At 43.2% G+C, this 17,885-nt stretch carries 14 protein-coding genes; 10 read left to right on the forward strand and 4 right to left on the reverse strand.

Annotated features, from left to right (window positions below; translation table 11 throughout):
• The first annotated feature begins 95 nt into the window (after positions 1-95).
• From VIB_RS13340 to VIB_RS13355, 5 genes are all read left to right on the forward strand, one after another.
• The gene (locus VIB_RS13340; RefSeq protein ID WP_004396731.1) at positions 96-1,682 is read left to right on the forward strand and encodes a cytochrome ubiquinol oxidase subunit I; all 1,587 of its coding nucleotides are present in this window, start codon (positions 96-98) and stop codon (positions 1,680-1,682) included.
• Between the two features lie 12 nt (positions 1,683-1,694).
• Entirely contained in the window at positions 1,695-2,831 is a 1,137-nt protein-coding gene (cydB, locus tag VIB_RS13345; RefSeq protein ID WP_004396732.1) for a cytochrome d ubiquinol oxidase subunit II, read from the forward strand.
• Between the two features lie 16 nt (positions 2,832-2,847).
• Positions 2,848-2,949 (forward strand): cytochrome bd-I oxidase subunit CydX, encoded by a 102-nt coding sequence (cydX, locus tag VIB_RS17390; RefSeq protein WP_083797780.1) that lies wholly within the window; start codon positions 2,848-2,850, stop codon positions 2,947-2,949.
• A 456-nt stretch (positions 2,950-3,405) separates the two neighbouring features.
• Positions 3,406-4,338, forward strand: coding sequence for a 2-dehydro-3-deoxygluconokinase (gene kdgK, locus VIB_RS13350; protein ID WP_004396733.1), 933 nt, complete (start codon positions 3,406-3,408; stop codon positions 4,336-4,338).
• Between the two features lie 10 nt (positions 4,339-4,348).
• Positions 4,349-4,972 carry a bifunctional 4-hydroxy-2-oxoglutarate aldolase/2-dehydro-3-deoxy-phosphogluconate aldolase gene (locus VIB_RS13355; protein WP_004396734.1) on the forward strand — a complete coding sequence of 208 codons (624 nt, stop codon included), beginning with the start codon at positions 4,349-4,351 and terminating at the stop codon, positions 4,970-4,972.
• A gap of 273 nt (positions 4,973-5,245) precedes the next feature.
• On the opposite strand, the gene VIB_RS13360 is transcribed toward VIB_RS13355, so the two are convergent.
• From VIB_RS13360 to VIB_RS13375, 4 genes are all read right to left on the reverse strand, one after another.
• Positions 5,246-7,810: a pectinesterase family protein gene (locus VIB_RS13360; protein ID WP_004396735.1), complete on the reverse strand. Its 2,565-nt coding sequence runs from the start codon at positions 7,808-7,810 to the stop codon at positions 5,246-5,248.
• Between the two features lie 62 nt (positions 7,811-7,872).
• Positions 7,873-9,909, reverse strand: a complete 2,037-nt coding sequence (locus tag VIB_RS13365) for a methyl-accepting chemotaxis protein (RefSeq protein ID WP_004396736.1) — start codon at positions 9,907-9,909, stop codon at positions 7,873-7,875.
• Positions 9,910-10,008: 99 nt separating this feature from the next.
• Complete coding sequence (locus tag VIB_RS13370) at positions 10,009-12,237, reverse strand: right-handed parallel beta-helix repeat-containing protein (RefSeq protein WP_004396737.1); 2,229 nt, start codon at positions 12,235-12,237, stop codon at positions 10,009-10,011.
• Positions 12,238-12,321: 84 nt separating this feature from the next.
• Positions 12,322-13,053: an oligogalacturonate-specific porin KdgM family protein gene (locus tag VIB_RS13375; RefSeq protein WP_004396738.1), complete on the reverse strand. Its 732-nt coding sequence runs from the start codon at positions 13,051-13,053 to the stop codon at positions 12,322-12,324.
• 493 nt (positions 13,054-13,546) lie between these two features.
• Here VIB_RS13375 and VIB_RS13380 point away from each other — a divergent pair, with 493 nt between their 5' ends.
• Genes VIB_RS13380 through VIB_RS13395 form a run of 5 tightly spaced genes read left to right on the forward strand, consistent with a single transcriptional unit; the run spans position 13,547 to position 17,810 of the window.
• Positions 13,547-14,431 carry a carbohydrate ABC transporter permease gene (locus VIB_RS13380; RefSeq protein ID WP_004396739.1) on the forward strand — a complete coding sequence of 295 codons (885 nt, stop codon included), beginning with the start codon at positions 13,547-13,549 and terminating at the stop codon, positions 14,429-14,431.
• A 2-nt stretch (positions 14,432-14,433) separates the two neighbouring features.
• Positions 14,434-15,066 carry a carbohydrate ABC transporter permease gene (locus tag VIB_RS13385; protein WP_004396740.1) on the forward strand — a complete coding sequence of 211 codons (633 nt, stop codon included), beginning with the start codon at positions 14,434-14,436 and terminating at the stop codon, positions 15,064-15,066.
• A 57-nt stretch (positions 15,067-15,123) separates the two neighbouring features.
• The gene (locus VIB_RS17960) at positions 15,124-15,348 is read left to right on the forward strand and encodes an ABC transporter permease family protein (protein WP_244262438.1); all 225 of its coding nucleotides are present in this window, start codon (positions 15,124-15,126) and stop codon (positions 15,346-15,348) included.
• 17 nt (positions 15,349-15,365) lie between these two features.
• Positions 15,366-16,508: an ABC transporter ATP-binding protein gene (locus VIB_RS13390; protein ID WP_004396742.1), complete on the forward strand. Its 1,143-nt coding sequence runs from the start codon at positions 15,366-15,368 to the stop codon at positions 16,506-16,508.
• A gap of 18 nt (positions 16,509-16,526) precedes the next feature.
• Entirely contained in the window at positions 16,527-17,810 is a 1,284-nt protein-coding gene (locus VIB_RS13395; RefSeq protein WP_004396743.1) for an ABC transporter substrate-binding protein, read from the forward strand.
• Positions 17,811-17,885: the final 75 nt, after the last annotated feature.

Here is a 17,885-nt window from a genome sequence, read left to right on the forward strand (position 1 = left end):
ACCATCAATCTGTTCTAGTTTAGTTTGCAATAACTGTGCTGAAATGCGCTCCAGTTCTTGATATTAAGACCATCATAATGATGTTTGGAGCTTTAATGATTGATGTTGTTGAATTATCACGCTTACAATTCGCGTTAACCGCCATGTTTCACTTTCTTTTCGTCCCGCTGACTATCGGAATGTCTTGCCTACTTGCCATTATGGAGTCGATCTATGTACTCACTGGCAAACAGATCTATCAAGATATGACTCGTTTTTGGGGTAAGCTATTTGGGATTAACTTTGCATTAGGTGTGACTACGGGGTTAACCATGGAGTTCCAGTTTGGTACTAACTGGTCTTACTATTCCCATTATGTAGGGGATATTTTTGGTGCTCCTCTCGCGATTGAAGCACTGGTCGCTTTTTTCCTTGAATCAACTTTTGTCGGCCTGTTCTTTTTTGGCTGGGAACGTTTATCTCAACGTCAACATTTAGTCGTAACTTGGCTGGTTGCTTTAGGTTCTAGCTTTTCAGCTCTATGGATTTTAGTTGCAAATGGTTGGATGCAAAACCCGATTGGAGCCGAGTTTAACTATCAAACCATGCGTATGGAAATGACCAGCTTTGCCGAAGTTGTGCTCAACCCTATAGCTCAGGTTAAATTTCTACATACGGTCACTTCTGCTTATACCTGTGGTGCGATGTTTATTCTTGGGGTGAGCTCTTACTACTTATTGAAAAATCGAGATGTCGCTTTTGCACGGCGTTCATTTGCAGTAGCGGCTTCTTTCGGTATGGCTTCGATAATTTCGGTCATCATACTGGGCGATGAATCTGGTTATAAACTGGGTGATGTTCAAAAAGTCAAGCTAGCAGCCATTGAAGCGGAATGGTACACCGAACCTGCACCTGCAGCGTTCACCATATTGGGGTTACCAAACCAACAAAAAGGCGAAACGCATTATGCAATAAAAATTCCCTATCTGATGGGAATGATCGCCACTCGTTCTTTAGATAAACCAGTAATCGGACTTCATGATTTGCGATCTGAACATTTGGTTCGAATTCGTAATGGGATCAAGGCTTATGAACTGCTTGGACGCTTACGTGATGGAGATAAGTCTCACGAAACAGAGCAAGCATTTGATCAAAAAAAACAAGATCTCGGTTATGGTCTATTACTTAAACGCTATACCGATACCGTTACCGATGCTACCGAACAACAAATCCAGCAAGCCGCGGATGATTCAATTCCAACAGTATGGCCACTTTTTTGGTCATTTAGAATCATGGTTGGCTGCGGTTTTATCATGTTGTTTGTTTTTGGGGCTGCATTCATACAGGCGTATCGGCAAAAAATCACTCAAAAACCTTGGGTGTTAAAAGCCGCACTATGGTCTATTCCCCTACCTTGGATTGCTATAGAAGCGGGCTGGTTTGTCGCTGAATATGGTCGTCAACCTTGGGCAATCGGTGAAATTCTCCCTGTGGCAATTGCCGCATCCTCTCAACCGGTTGAAAACCTGATTACATCTCTTATCGTTATTCTCAGCCTGTACACTGTTTTCATAATCATTGAAGGATATCTGATGATCACCTTCGCTCGAAAGGGCCCAAGTAGCTTAAAAACTGGTCGTTATCATGATGAACAACAGCCAGCCTCACTTGAAGACAAACTAGCCTATCAAACACAACACTAGGAGAGATAACTCATGTTTGAATACGACACTTTACGTTTGATCTGGTGGACTCTAATCGGTGTATTACTAATCGGTTTTATGGTGACCGACGGCTTTGATATGGGAGTGGGTGCTTTATTGCCTTTTCTTGGTAAAACAGAGTCGGATAGACGGGTGATGATCAACTCTATTGCTCCGCACTGGGACGGTAATCAAGTGTGGTTAATTACCGCAGGAGGAGCGTTATTTGCGGCTTGGCCACTGGTCTATGCGACCTCATTTTCAAGTCTATACGGCGCAATGTATTTGACACTGATCGCGCTATGGTTACGCCCTCTAGCTCTTGAGTACCGAGCAAAGATAGACAGTTCAATATGGCGTAAGGTTTGCGATCTTTCAATTTCGTTCTCAGGTTTCCTTCCACCGATCTTATTTGGTGTGGCTTTTGGTAATTTACTGCAAGGATTACCTTTTTCACTCAATAACCTATTAATGGTTGATTATCATGGATCGTTTATTCAATTATTTAATCCATTTAGCCTTTTGTGTGGTCTTGTTGGATTAGTCATGGCGCTACTACAAGGTAGTGCTTGGTTAATGATGAAAACAACCAATAGACTCTATGAAAAAGCCCGGTTAGTTACACAAATCAGTGCGTTATGTACGGCTATTTTGTTAGTTATCGGAGGATTCATTGTGAACAACATCGATGGCTATTTAATCATCAGTTCATTGGATCATCGCTCAGTGTCTAACCCATTAAATAAGGAAGCAATTATGGTTGTTGGGGCTTGGTTAACTAACTTCGAGCTTTATCCTTGGATGTGGTTCGCGCCCATCGGCAGCGTCGTTATTTCATTATTGGCATTACTCAGTGCAAGATTAAAATTCGATGCTGTAGCATTCATTAGTGCTAGTTTCATCAACGCCTGCATTATCTTAACCGCTGGGTTTGCAATGTTCCCTTTCATTATTCCATCAAGCTTTGACCCAAGCCACAGTCTAACCTTGTGGGATGCAACATCCAGTGAGCTGACCTTGAATATCATGACTGGTGTTGCGTTTGTTATGGTCCCTATCATTCTGTGTTATACCGCTTTCAGTTATCGAACTATGTTTGGGCGATTGGACAGTGAATACATTAAACGCAACAACCATTCGTTATATTAAAAATTAAGGAATTTTTATGTGGTATTTTATTTGGATATTGGGTTTATTTTTAGCCGCTTCATTCACTATTTGGCATGTGGTTAGGGTAGAAAAGAGTGATTCAGAAATTGAATCTTAGTGTGTCTCGTCGTTGCCGTACAAAAACACATCGTTTATAAAGTCAAACAATTAACTATTGGCCTCTCTACATATATCCAAACTACTTGGAGTTGCAGGTAGGCGGCAAGTGGATAAATCCCCATGATCATAGACAAACTATGTGATTTGGGTGAACGAACGCAGCCAACAGCTCTGCAGCTTAAAGTAGGAAGGATATACATTTAATTTACCACCAACCCTAATCAAGAATTCGCTTAATGCAACTCATCGAACCGCTTATCTATCCCTCAACCCAAGACGCAGAGACCAGTCCGTAACTTGATGATTGTGGATTAAAAGGTCATATCACCCGAACTGATTTAACAAAAACGAAGATCTAACTCACAAATTAAATGAACCATCGTTTTAATTTTATTGTTTAGTATTTAAATAATTGCCATACTGTCGTCAGAAAACATTGAGGAGTACTTCTATTATGAAGGTGAATCGAGTCGCCATCATCGGCGAATGTATGGTAGAGCTGCAAAAAGTAGATGGGCAACTAAAGCAAAGTTTTGGCGGCGATACGCTCAATACTGCGGTTTATCTTTCTCGTCTGACTCAGTCCTATGGCATCACGACATCTTATTTAACAGGTCTTGGCATTGACCCGTTTAGTAAAGAAATGCTCCATAATTGGCAACAAGAGGGGATTAATACTGACCTAGTGCAAATCTCTGAGACTAAGCTACCGGGAATCTACGCTATTGAAACCACTCCTGAAGGGGAACGAAGTTTTTATTATTGGCGTCACGATTCCGCAGCTAAATATTGGCTGCGCGAGCATAAGCAGCTCAACCTTGCTCAAAAACTTAGCCAACATCAAGTCATTTATCTGAGCGGAATAAGCTTAGCCATTTTACCTGCCGATTGTCGTGATACTTTGATTGAGTTGCTGACATTGTGCCGTAAAGATGGCGTACAGATCGTTTTCGATAATAACTACCGCCCCGCCCTATGGAGTTCTGCCGAAGAGGCTCGTCATGCGTATGAACGTATTCTGCGTCTGACCAACATTGCGTTTCTGACTTTTGATGATGAAAAGATGCTATATGGCGATACCTATGAACAACAAGCCATTGAACGAACACAAGCGTTTGCTGTGTCAGAAATTGTCATCAAGCGTGGCGCTGATGATTGCTATGTGGTGGTCGGCGATGACTGGTTTACCGTACCAAGCAGTGATGTTGACGTTAAAAAGATTATCGATACCACCGCCGCCGGGGATTCTTTCAGTGCTGGCTATTTAGCTAAACGTCTGACGGGGGGGAATCCTTTGCAATCAGCCATTGCCGGACACACCCTAGCTGGCGCTGTGATTCAGCATCGCGGCGCTATCATTACCCATAATGCTATGCCTAAACTATAAGGATTGAAAAATGAAGACCCTGAATGACCAATTGCAGCACATTAAAGTGATCCCCGTGATTGCAATCAAGGATGCCAATAAAGCCGTTAAATTAGCGCAAGTATTAATTGATAATGGGTTACCGTGTGCTGAAGTAACCTTTCGTACCGAGCAAGCGGCATTAGCCATGAAGAATATGCGTGAAGCCTTCCCGAAGATGTTGATTGCCGCTGGTACTGTTCTGACAACGACACAAGTGGATCAAGCGATTGAGGCTGGTGTCGATTTTGTCGTTAGCCCAGGCTTTAATCCGACCACAGTAAAATATTGTCAACAACGTGGAATCACCATAATTCCCGGAGTCAACACACCAAGTTTAGTTGAACAAGCCATGGAAATGGGTTTAAACACTCTGAAGTTTTTCCCTGCAGAGCCATCCGGCGGTATTGGTATGCTGAAGGCACTAACCGCCGTATACCCTATTCACTTTATGCCAACGGGCGGTGTAAGCCCAAGTAATGTGAAAAACTACCTAGCAATTCCATCCGTACTGGCTTGCGGGGGAACTTGGATGGTCCCGAATGATCTGATTGACAATGAGCAATGGGATGAACTGGCGGCTTTAGTCAAAGAAGTAGCGACGATCATCGCTTAATCGCTAACCCTTTACCAAAGATCAGCACTCTTTTTTATGTTCACTCTGAAACGAAAGTCGCCGTTAATACTGACTGAGAAACAGAGTTTTAGCATAGTTGCTCCTTGCCCATCAACCGATGGGCTTTTTTTATCTTACCGCCTCTTTCTTACGACTCAGTCGTTACCTGTGTTGTGATAGCCGCCAACGCAATATCTTCATCAAGCAAAAAGGCCAAATATAAATTTAGCCTTTTATCTCAAGCAAAATCTGTAGGCTTAAGGGGACCTTAACTCATTGCAACTGCTCAGCTAGGAGGGTCAACTGTGGATGACGACGAATTTCATCTAGCACAATCTCCACCACCATTTCGGCACCCTGACGCTGAAAATGGGTAGTATCTGGCTTTGATAAGCTCCCAGTACGCTCTCGATAATACGGGTAGTGTTCTGGGTCAACGGCTAACCACAATGAACGCCAATCGCCGTATTCATTAGCGGCTGTTATCATCCGTTGCTGAATATCCAGCAGCGGTACTTGCTCTTTCTTTGCAGTATCTAACACGGTTTGATAGTAACTGCCGACATACTGGTAACCTTGCTGTTTATTTTGTCTTGTCTCATGTTGTTTGGGATTAATCGGCAGACCTGGTTGGTTTTTTATATCTCTCGCTCTTGGCACTGAGGTCAGTAATATGGCCTGTAACTGATGCCGCTGAGCAAACGTCAAATAGCGTTGTAGTGAATATTGAAAAGAGTACTCTTCAGCTCCATCCGGTGCCTGTAATTGTCCTTGTTGATCATTAGGATAAGTGCACAAATTAGCAATATCGATAGCTCCTCGGCTAATATCGGCGCCATTACATTTGGCATCATTGTGCCCAAATTGAATCAACAGATAATCTCCTTTTCGAACCATAGGCTCCAGATAGTCAAGCCAGCGGCCATTAATAAAATCACGAGAACTACGGCCTGATCGCGCTGCATTCACCACCATCAGAGTTTGATGATCTTCTAAACGTTCCGCTAATACCTGTCCCCAGCCCATTCTTGGATACACCTCAGGCTCATAATGTGCAGCGGTAGAATCACCGACAATAAATAAACGGGTTGAGGCCTTCTCAATACGCTCAGCTCTATCCGCTAAGGAAGTCGCTGTAGATAAATACTGTGAAATCGGACTGAGATCGATGATCGGACGGAACGACAAATCAGTTAAATAAACACTTGATGCCTGTCCGGTTGTGGTGTTGTAACCGCGATTGTGTACAACCTGCTGAATGAGAGTATTCATGACAACGTGATCGCTTGGTAGATAGCTGACAGGGTCTGGCTGAGATTCCACCGAACCCAGCATTTGTTGACGAAAGTGTTGATTAGCCTTTAACCACACCGAATAAGAAAAGGCAGGCAATACTGAGCGTTGTCCTAAGAGTGCTGGCCCATCAATGCCTTCATGAATGGCAAGATTCGACACGATCAAATCAGAAAATGGATTAACGTGACCACGGGTCGTCTGATTAGACTGAGTCTCTACCACCAATGCGCTCAAACAAACGGAGCGTTTTTGATCACTATATAAACACGACTCACCACTTTGATCGTCCACACTCACCAATAACGGCGGCGTCATACTCGCTATCGAGACCTTATAGTGACCTTGAAGATTAGTTTGCGTGACGGCGGTTTGCCCAATACTGTCTTGAATAGTGACTAAAGCCGGAAACTGAATTTGCCGATGTAAGACTTCTCCTGCTAATTGACTTTGCTCGCCAAGAGAAAGCGTCGGTTGCCAGCCAGATAATATAGTGGTTGGCCGATAATGCTGGCGCATTTCTTTATTCAATTGCGGCCGTTTATCTTCGCCCCTTCCACCAGTTCCTCGACTGGAAAATTCCCAAAAACGTGAATCCTCGGGATAAAACCAAATCGTTTGTTGATCAATATCTTTACCGCTCATTTTATCCCAGCCATAAATATGATCGTCCATCTCACAATTGATAAATACCGCATGACCAACCGCATTCGGATCCGCATAACGGCCATCAGCAAAGGTCGTCGTTGGATGCCAAGGCCGACCAAGGGCATAACTTTTTGCGGGGACACCCGTTTCTTTTTTCAAACGGCAGTCTTTGAAAACCAATCCGAAAGGTTGATCTATATTGGTTGCAGGAGCCGTGATGTAGCCATAAGAATTACCATGCTCAACATCTTTACGATTACGAGCAATGATATCGCTGTTAATGAATAACCCTGTACCATGACCAAATATAAAATCAATCGTGCCACTGATCTGAGATTGTTCAAAAACCGTGCGGCCACCTCGTAAATACAACGTATCTTGATAGCTCTTCAAACTGACGTTTTTGAACTGAGCCCGATCCGCATTTTTCGCGATCAGTAAAGCAACCGCCTGAGTATCACGGAGTTTACTCGGGTCATCATCGCGTTTTGCTTGATTTGCAATAAAATCAAACCCGTTTTCAATCGTCAAAGAACGGGCTTTAAAGTCATGAGCATTGACCAACACCGTTCGACTCCCAGACGTACCATATTTTTTACCTTGATCATCCACCGTGCCATTTGCGGTTGTCGCGGTAATGATGGTGCGATCTCTATCTTCACCGATCAAATAAACGTGATGCCGGTCAATAGATAATTTTTCTTGATAGACACCATTGCGGATATAAACCACATATGGAGAGTCGCCCGCTGGAGCATGGTTAATCGCTGCCTGAATTGAAGTAAAATCACCGTTTCCACTTTGATCAACAACAACATGATAAAGAGGCTGAGCCATTAACGCGCAGCCATATACTAGCGTAGAGATTGCCCAAGCCAATTGAGATAATCGATTCATACTCACCCTTATTATGATTGGATAGACACATGCGTAAGCACATCACACATTGCGTCTGATGATTAATGAAAATAAGCCACTTGTTCATTCAAAGCCGTCGCCTCTTGCTGAAGTGATTGTGCACTTTTCGCACTTTTGACACTGCTTTGCCGGCCATTCTTATTCAGTTCACTAATCTGGGTCGCATTACTGGCAATTTGTAATGATACTTGAGCTTGTTGCTCCGCCGCCGTCGCTATAGCTTCTGATTCAACCGCTATCGACTGCACCTGCTTAGCGATAGCTTGCAAAGCAGATCCTGCGCCTTGGGCATGAATTAATACTTCGCTTGCCTGAGTTTGACTTTGCTCGGTCAAGCGGATGGATCGCTCCGTTGAGGCACGTAACTCATTAATAATACTCACAACATCCTGCACCGATGTTTGCGTTCGGTGAGCTAAAGTACGGACTTCATCCGCAACCACAGCAAAGCCACGTCCTTGCTCCCCTGCTCGTGCTGCTTCAATAGCGGCATTAAGGGCCAACAAATTAGTTTGCTCAGCAATTTCATCAATCATTTGCGTGACTTTTTGAATACGTTCACTGTTTTGACCCACTTGGAGAATCGCCGCAGTAGAATGGTTCAACTGTTGATTTAAGGCTTCAACGTAACGAAGTACCGACCCTACAACGGCCAATCCCGCTTGCGTATCTGCATCTGCGCAACGCACATTTTCAGCAATCACTTCTACCTGCCTAGCGGATGATCTCGCAGAGGTTGCCATCTGTTCGATAGCCGTCACCACTTGTTCAACTTGTTGCTGTTGCTGATCAGACTGACGAAGATTATCTTGCGCATCTTGGGCAATACTGCGTGATTGCTGATTGATTCGACCGCTGGTTTCTCGAATCCCGCCAACTAACTGCTCTAGTTTATTAGCCATCGCTCCAACCCCTGCCATCAACTGAGCGATTTCGTTGTCTGCTGACGAAGTACGAGGAAGAGACAAACTCACTTGCCCATTCCCTAGCTGCCGCATACAAAGATGCAGTTGTTTAAGAGGTTGGAGCATAAGATTAATAACCCAAGTCATCACTAAATAGGTGACTAGACCAACGATCAGAGAAATTCCCCCAATCAACATCAATAAATGCTGACTACTTTCGGTCATTTCCTTTGTAGAAGTTCCTCCCAGTAGAATCCAATCCCAACCGGGAATATAAGTGTAGAGCCGATACTGCTCTTGCCGTTCTCCATTCACGAGCGTCCGGTAGTGAATCATACCTTGTTGTTCGGTGGCTAAAGCAGAAAAAGAAGCAATTCCCTTCTCATCACGAAATTGGAAAATATTACGGTCATTTTGATTTCCAGCGATAGAGCCAAGTAAGTAGTCCCCTAATCGCTCAGAATTACGATCCACCACTACGGTTTGACCCGTCTCTCCCCAGCGAATATTTTGAAGAGAGTCCAAAATATCTGCGGTCACTTGTGCTACCGGTAAAGCAACGGCAAAAACTGCAGATACGACTCCTTGCGAATCGACGATCGGATCGTAATAACTGATATAACTTTGACCAGCGTTAGTCGATTGTTCAACGAACGCTTGTCCCTGCTTTAAATGTTGAAATCCATTATGAGTATCATCTAACCGACGCTGTAACCAACGCTGGTTATCCGCACCACGAAACGAACTCGCAATACTCACCCAATGGTCGCGTGATGCAACATAAATGGTGACCAGTGCGCCTGTATCTTGGGTAAAAATATCGATAATATCGGTATTATTAACCAATGGCAGACCATAAAGATGAAGATTACGAATCGGATTTCCACCGTATTCAACGACTTGATCACTGACTTCAAAACCCGCCAGATATCCATTTTTAAAAGTCGAACTCAATACCCGTGTAGTATCGACATAGGCATTGAACTGACCGCTGACGGTTTCAGCGACCGCATTAATTTTCGAGAATTGCTCATTGTATGAGTTATCTAGCATCGCATTTGACGCATGACGATACACAAAACTGGCAATGCTCAGAAACGACAAGAGTAAACAGCCGAGAATAATCGATTTTAACTGAAACCCAACACTGCGATTAACAAAAAAAGCGCGCATAATGATCCTTGCTTCGCTGTGATAAGCGATGAACTACCCCGGATAAAAAAGAAGCAGTAAGGCTGACTGATCAAGTCGCAGTAAGCCTTACTCAGCTTGCTAGTGAAACGACATCAAGTGATGTTGGAGCTGTTCAAGCTGTGCTTGGCTAAGACGCCCTGATTCTTGAGTCTGCACCTCTGCTTTTAACCGATCCAGCGTTTGAGCGCTGATTTCTCGCCCTTGTTGGTCACGCGTTTTTCCATCAACAATGAATCGATTTCCTTCAAGGTAATCGGCGTTAATGACGTCACTGTAAGGGCTATTGACATAAAAACGGTAAGATTGGTTATTGATGAACGAGCCTTGTTTACCTGCAGCGGCATAAGGACTTTTACGGAATAGGTAGTTAAAACGAACATTGTCGATGGCCAGATTATTATCTAGTATCAAAGCACCTGGATTAAAGTTGTCGCTAAATCCGTCCATATTATTACGAAAAGCGATACTGTTTTTGACCACATGCGCCACGGGCAAACCTTCCCCCCCGAGTTTAAAACCATTACCGCGCGTGCCACCTTTGGCAGGAACCTCCATTGTTTGGCCATTCATATAGGATATTGAATCCAGAATGGTCACGACTCCATTAGCTCCATCCTCCACTTTATTAAATAGGTCCCAGCCATCATCAATATTGTGATGAGCGATACAACGAATAAAGGTATTCCCATCACCAATGCGCATTTTGGCTGCAAAGCCATCGGCATTAATCTGTGACTTATCCATATTGTTGAAGCTTTCACTATCGGTCACGGTATTAAAACTGGCCCACAATGCACGGCCTATCTTATCTGGTGAGGTGATCTGGAAGCCCGTATCAGGCGCACCATGAGTCACCATCTGCGAGAAGTGATTATGACTCCCATGGACGATGGTACGAGCCCCAAAAACTTCGATTCCCGAGACGTTCCAATAATTAGCCTGATGTAAGTATTCACCAACAAAGCGAACCTGACTACCTATCGCTTGTAGGGTTTTAACCTGTTCGGGAGTTCCACTAGCAGATACAGGAATAATCAAGCCATCATAATCACCATCTTCAAGTAAAATCGTTCCGCCCGGTGGTAATAGCTCTACTGCTTTGGCTAGGGTTAAACGGCCCTGATCTCCTTGCGGGTTGACTCGGATTTCCATCGGGTTATTCACAGCTTGTTTGGTGACCGTCTGCTGATAACTAATCGGTTGCAAATCCGGTCCTTCAATTGGGATATAAGTGATCTCAAAAGCGGTTTGCGCTTGCGATAATGTGGTCGGGAAGCTGAACATCTCTCCTGCCGAGACTGGCTGCTGGTCAATCTGTCGTTGCCCATTTTGAGTCAAGCTGAAAGTACCCGTGTAGTTCGCTCGTGCTTGGAATGTATAATTATCTAGTGCTGAAACCTCGGGGGAGGCTTGCTGGACAACTGGCTTTTCTAATGTCGCTTGATAGCGAGGCGCGTTCACCGTGTTCGCTTTTGCTAAGGTTAGCTCGACATCGGTAATGGTGATTTTTGCGTTACGAGACGCAAAAAAACCGACGTATTGATACTGAGGATCCTGCATCTGTACAATATTCGCATGAGCCCCTTTCACTTCTTGGCTTTGAAATATTTTACCATCATCAAAACTCACTAAATAACCAGCGTCGGTTCGAGTCAAGGTCATCCGATAAGGGTTATCGACCCCAAATTCAACTCCTTTGACAAAAGCATCACGTCCCATACGGTTTCCCGCGGTACCCCAAGGTTGATAAATGCCTTCACGATACGTCGCATCGATGTCAACTAAACCATTGTGCTCTCTTTTATTAGCTCGAATAAGGTTCATTACCATATTCGATGCTGCCGGAAACTCCTCCAGCCCATCAGGTTGAGGATCTAAGCGTGGCTCACCAAGAATATCACGCACCATTAACCCAGCCCCTTCTTGACGATTTGGTGTTGATCCCGTTTCTGGACCAAGCTGCTCAACAATCACTTGTGCGGATAATCTAAAATTGACATCAGCTGGTAGTTGAGTGTAATAAAAAGTGCCACCTTCATGAGAATTGGCAATTTTCCCGCCACGGCTTTCAATGGTAAAGGTTTCCGCAATAGGGCCAATTTCAACAAGCTTACCTTCGACAGTCACTTGGTTTAGACCAACTTTTTCAGGCAAGATAGTCGAACCAAAGTTTAGGTCGGTAGATTGTCCAAAAGTCATCGCATGCCAAGTGAGCTGGCTGACATCATAACTATCCAACACGGTTGATGAACATGCGGTCATCGCGATAAAGGATGAAAGACACAGCGCGGCGGGGGTTATTTTCATAATAATCACCTTAATAAATAAAAGGCTAACTTGTGGTCACCCTCAGCTAGCCCTAATAAACGACAGTAAACAGGAAGGGAATACTTAGAAGCTATATTTCACGCCCACACGAAACATCGGACGCCAAGCGTCAACTTCTCTCGTGTCTTTTCTTGATGGGTTAAAACCAATTTCACCGAAAGGACGGAAGCCACTTTCTAACTGGGTATATTCAAAGGTGAAATTCACTTCACTAAAATAGGCATCTTTATCTTTATAAACCACTTGCCCATCTTGCTTAAAGGTATAATCGACACTGGTACCTAAGTTCCAACTCTCTAAGCCTCGATAACCTGCACCAAATGTCCAACGATTATAGTGAGAGCTTTTATCGTTATTCGGTCTAGTTTCATAGTGATAACGTTGACGGAATGAAACATTCCAATCACTATTCACTCGATAACCTAAGGTCAGGTTAAATTGTTGACCGAATTTACTGTCATTCGACTCCCATTTATATTGGGGAGTTAAGGTGAATGAATCTGACAATTTATAAGCATAACTGATGTTGGCTTGCTGCCCATTGCCCGACATTTGATCAAAATCAAGAGGTGCAGCGTTGGTTTTACCCGTCTTAACATTTGACTTCCACTTTGCCTCGACTTCAAAGCCTATGCCATTTTTAAAACGATGGCTCACTGCAACTCGGTCAACGTTACTCGCGCCTTGCTCACCAAATTTTGGCTTGTATTCATGACGGACGTTAACCGTAGCTGCGCTAACGGCTGTGGAGGTAAAAGCAAGTAGGATGGCAGAATATAATAACTTATTTTTCATATTGAAACACCGTTTTGTTTTATTGTGAATTGATTTTCAAGTTACACATTCAACTCAAAACAATAAAGACAACAAAAATAAAAACGTGATCCAACAGTCAAGTTAATCTCGGGTTAATATCAATTATGTGATCAAAATAAAATATCGTTTCAATTTTTAACCAAGAAAACTGAAAACCAAAACCTTACAGAAAAACACTAGCAAACAAAAATAAAAACCTTATAAAACAATAAATTAAAACACAATCCAAAATGCTTTACAGCATAAAAAAACAATATGCATATGTCAAATAACCCCAAAACACAAAAAAGAAACGATGTTTCACATTTTTATATTTAAATATTAAAAAATGATATCTCAGATCACAAATATCTTTTCATCATCTAGTAATAGTCAGAAATCATAGGCTAAATAAAAATCAGAAGCGGGCGAGTTATCAAGGTAAAAGGCATTCAACTCTCCCGTAACAACAAAACTTTATGAGGATGAGAAAATGTATGAAAGTCGTAAACTGGGACTAGCGTACCTGTCGCCCTATATTATAGGGTTGATAGTGTTTACCGCTTTTCCGTTTGTATCATCATTTTTAATGAGCTTTACCGATTATGACCTAATGACGGCACCGAAATTTGTCGGCATTGAGAACTATCGTTATATGCTTAGCGAAGATGATCTGTTCTGGAAATCAATGAGCGTTACGTTTCTGTACGTTTTCTTGACCATTCCAGTAAAGTTAGCCTTTGCACTCTTTATCGCTTTTATTCTTAATTTTAAGCTAAAAGGCATCGGCTTTTTCCGCACCGCGTATTACATCCCTTCTATTTTAGGCAGTAGCATTGCAATCGCAGTGTTATGGCGTGCGTTGTTCGCCATTGATGGTGTACTCAATGGCATGCTGGACTTTATTGGCATTGATCCCATCAACTGGCTGGGAGAACCCGCGTTTGCCCTTTTTTCCATCACATTATTACGAGCCTGGCAGTTTGGCTCTGCGATGGTGATTTTTTTGGCCGCCTTACAAAACGTACCGCAATCACAATATGAAGCGGCGATGATTGACGGTGCCAGTAAATGGCAAATGTTCCTGAAAGTCACCATTCCTTTGATCACGCCGGTTATCTTCTTCAATTTTATTATGCAAACGACGCAAGCATTTCAAGAGTTCACTGCGCCTTATGTGGTTACAGGAGGTGGACCGATGAAATCAACCTATTTGATTTCACTCTACATCTATGAGACGGCATTCAAGTTCTTCGATATGGGCTATGGCAGTGCTCTGGCTTGGTCACTGTTTATTGTGGTGGCTATTTTTACTGCTATTTCATTCCGTTCATCAAAATATTGGGTGTTTTACTCTGGCGATAAGGGAGGTAAATAATAATGTCTTCAAGCATAACAACAGTCTCTACTCAATCTCAAGATTCCTTAATCAATAATCTTGAAAATGAACGCACGCTACGTCGAGAAAAAATCAATGCTTTTATTCGTTATACGGTATTAATCATTGTTGGCATTCTTATGCTCTATCCACTGTTGTGGATGTTTTCTGCAGCCATGAAACCTAATCATGAAATATTCTCTTCAATGAGCTTGATTCCAAGTCAATGGAGCTTAGAAGGATTTATTAATGGATGGAAAACCGGCACTGAATTTACTTTTGGTCATTACATCATCAATACCTTTTTGTATGTACTTCCTAAAGTCTTTTTTACCGTTGTCTCTTCAACCATTGTTGCTTATGCGTTTGCACGCTTTGAGATTCCATGGAAGAAGTTTTGGTTTGCGACTCTAATTGGTACCATTTTGTTGCCTCAATCCGTTCTATTGATCCCGCAATATTTAATGTTCCGCGAGATGGGTTTACTTGATAGCTACTTACCACTTTATTTACCACTGGCTTTTGCTACCCAAGGCTTCTTTGTCTTTATGTTGGTGCAATTTCTACGTGGAGTACCAACCGATATGGAAGAAGCGGCGATGATTGACGGTTGTAACTCTTTCCAAGTGTTGTAGTATGTGGTGGTGCCCGTTATTCGTCCGGCCATTATCTCAGTCGCGTTGTTCCAATTCATGTGGTCTGTCAACGACTTTTTGGGACCTCTGATCTACGTCTCCAGTGTCGAGAAATACCCAATTGCGCTCGCACTGAAGATGTCTATCGACGTCACCGAAGGCGCACGTTGGAATGAAATTTTAGCGATGGCTTCGATTGCGATTATTCCATCGATCATCGTGTTCTTCATGTCTCAGAAATATTTCGTTGAAGGTGTCAATAACAGCGGTATTAAAGGTTAATTTTTGGAGTAAAGACAATGGCTGAAGTGAAATTTAAACAACTAGAAAAAGTCTATTCAAACGGATTTAAAGCGGTACACGGTATTGACCTCACGATTCGTGATGGTGAGTTCTTGGTTATCGTTGGTCCATCAGGCTGTGCGAAATCGACCACGTTACGTATGTTGGCTGGGTTAGAAAATATTTCTGGCGGTGAAATTACTATCGGTAAACGAGTCGTCAATAATTTGGCCCCCAAGGATCGTGGTATTGCTATGGTGTTTCAAAACTACGCTCTTTATCCTCATATGACCGTACGGGAAAACCTAGGTTTTGGCTTAAAACTGCAAAAACTCCCTAAACAAGAAATTGAGCAACGCGTTAATGAAGCAGCAAAAATACTGGAAATAGAAGAGTTACTGGATCGCCTTCCTCGGCAGTTATCTGGCGGACAGGCACAGCGAGTCGCTGTGGGACGAGCGATTGTTAAAAAGCCAGAAGTATTCCTATTTGATGAACCACTCTCCAATCTTGATGCCAAGCTACGTGCTTCGATGCGGGTACGAATTTCCGATTTACATAAGCACTTGAAAGCGGAAAAACGCCCCGCGACGGCAGTGTATGTAACCCATGATCAAACTGAAGCCATGACCATGGGTGATCGTATCTGCGTAATGAAACTGGGTGAAATCATGCAAGTCGATACACCTGAAGAGCTGTATAACAACCCAGTCAATATGTTTGTTGCTGGATTTATTGGCGCACCAGAAATGAACCTTCGCGATATTAAGCTGGAAGATGTCGGTGATGAATTGTTGGTTAACTTGGATGGGCAGCACCTGCGCATTCCTGATCAAAAGGTCGCCAACATTCGAGCTCATGGCTATCGCAATACAGTACTAGGCATTCGTCCCGACAATATCACCCTATCATTAACTGACGATCATCCTGAAGGCATACAAACCCTCACCGGAGATATTATCCGTATGGAAAATATGGGGCATGAGGTATTCGTTTATTTCCGTGTTGGCGTGAATGAATTTACCGCTCGAGTGCCTGTGGATGACGTAAAAGCCAAGCTGAATATGGAGTTAAAGAAGCAAGTGACGTTCATGATCGATATGACCAAAGCACACATCTTTGATAAAGACACAGAAAAAAACATCTCTCTACAACAATAAAATAGCTCGGAGGCTATTATGACCAACAAAACCCTACTGGCTACCATCACCGCAATGATGCTCGGTAGTCTCTCTGTCACTGCTTATGCTCAAACTGAACTTCGTATGTCTTGGTGGGGAGGAAATGCTCGCCATCAGGCAACCTTAGAAGCACTCAAACGCTTTCAAGATCAATACCCCGATATTGTCGTTAAAGGCGAATACACGGGGTGGGATGGGCATTTATCACGCCTAACGACTCAAGTCGCTGGCAATACTGAGCCTGATGTAATGCAAACTAATTGGAACTGGTTACCCATTTTCTCTCGTGATGGCCGCGGCTTTTACGATATGAATAATCAGTCTGATATTTTGCAATTGAACGAGTTCCCTACCCAAGCGATCAATATGGCAACGATAGATGGCAAGGTCAATGGCATTCCGGTCAGTATGACCTCTCGTGTGTTTTACTATAACCAAGAGATTTGGAGCCGGGCGGGAGTGGCCTACCCAACTACATGGGATGATCTACTGGCGGCAGGGCGAACCTTTAAAGAAAAATTAGGCAATGACCATTACCCATTGGTGATTGAAGCGCGTGATATCTTTGCCATGAACCGATCTCTTTATATTCAAAAACACGGTAAAGACATCATCAACCATCAAACTAATTTACTCAATCTTAATGAGCAAGAAATGATTGAGTTCTTCCAATTGTATGTGGACCAAATCAATAACCATGTATTCCCATCCACCAGAGAGTTTTCTTCTTATGGTAAAGGCAACCTATATGAAATGCGCCCTTGGATTGATGGCCGATTTGGTGGCTTATACATGTGGGATACCGCAGTAGAAAAATACGCGGATAACCTTCAACCGCCAATGTCATTAGAATTAGGCCCCTATCCAATGCTGCCAAATGCCAAAGATGCTGGTTTATTGGCTCGTCCATCGATGATGTTTTCTATTGGACGTAATACCAGACATCCGGAAGCGGCAGCAAAATTAGTAAATTTCTTACTTAATGATCCTCAAGGTATTGAAGCACTAGGCCTAACTCGCGGTATACCTATGAGTCAAAAAGGTTTAAGTACCCTACAAGCCGCAGGTCACATTGAGAAAGAGAGTTTGTCTTTCCTAGGCTATGAGCAAGCCCAGCAACTGCCTCAAGTAGTCTTACCAACAACTTATACCGATAACGCTCAATTAATGGAGCTGTTTAGTGAAGAGATGCAGCATCTGGATTACGGAAAGTCTAACGTAGAGCAAGCCGCGAAAAACTTCTTGCGCCGTGGAAATCGAGTGCTGGCTCGTATGAACTAACCCATTAATAGCCACGCGGTTTGCCAATATCACTGCCACAGCAAGCCGCGAGGGATAGTGCCCTTAAGGAACAAT

Origin of the sequence: Vibrio metschnikovii CIP 69.14 (assembly GCF_000176155.1) — a bacterium.
Classification (GTDB): Bacteria; Pseudomonadota; Gammaproteobacteria; order Enterobacterales; family Vibrionaceae; genus Vibrio; species Vibrio metschnikovii.

Excerpts from the sequence above, each read along its gene's own strand:
- VIB_RS13370 (WP_004396737.1), bottom strand. The coding sequence starts at position 12,237 with ATGAAAATAACCCCCGCCGCGCTGTGTCTTTCATCCTTTATCGCGATG.
- kdgK (WP_004396733.1), top strand. The coding sequence starts at position 3,406 with ATGAAGGTGAATCGAGTCGCCATCATCGGCGAATGTATGGTAGAGCTG.
- VIB_RS13365 (WP_004396736.1), bottom strand. The coding sequence starts at position 9,909 with ATGCGCGCTTTTTTTGTTAATCGCAGTGTTGGGTTTCAGTTAAAATCG.
- VIB_RS13380 (WP_004396739.1), top strand. The coding sequence starts at position 13,547 with ATGTATGAAAGTCGTAAACTGGGACTAGCGTACCTGTCGCCCTATATT.
- VIB_RS13390 (WP_004396742.1), top strand. The coding sequence starts at position 15,366 with ATGGCTGAAGTGAAATTTAAACAACTAGAAAAAGTCTATTCAAACGGA.
- VIB_RS13360 (WP_004396735.1), bottom strand. The coding sequence starts at position 7,810 with ATGAATCGATTATCTCAATTGGCTTGGGCAATCTCTACGCTAGTATAT.
- cydX (WP_083797780.1), top strand. The coding sequence starts at position 2,848 with ATGTGGTATTTTATTTGGATATTGGGTTTATTTTTAGCCGCTTCATTC.
- VIB_RS13375 (WP_004396738.1), bottom strand. The coding sequence starts at position 13,053 with ATGAAAAATAAGTTATTATATTCTGCCATCCTACTTGCTTTTACCTCC.
- VIB_RS17960 (WP_244262438.1), top strand. The coding sequence starts at position 15,124 with ATGTGGTCTGTCAACGACTTTTTGGGACCTCTGATCTACGTCTCCAGT.
- cydB (WP_004396732.1), top strand. The coding sequence starts at position 1,695 with ATGTTTGAATACGACACTTTACGTTTGATCTGGTGGACTCTAATCGGT.
- VIB_RS13340 (WP_004396731.1), top strand. The coding sequence starts at position 96 with ATGATTGATGTTGTTGAATTATCACGCTTACAATTCGCGTTAACCGCC.
- VIB_RS13355 (WP_004396734.1), top strand. The coding sequence starts at position 4,349 with ATGAAGACCCTGAATGACCAATTGCAGCACATTAAAGTGATCCCCGTG.
- VIB_RS13395 (WP_004396743.1), top strand. The coding sequence starts at position 16,527 with ATGACCAACAAAACCCTACTGGCTACCATCACCGCAATGATGCTCGGT.
- VIB_RS13385 (WP_004396740.1), top strand. The coding sequence starts at position 14,434 with ATGTCTTCAAGCATAACAACAGTCTCTACTCAATCTCAAGATTCCTTA.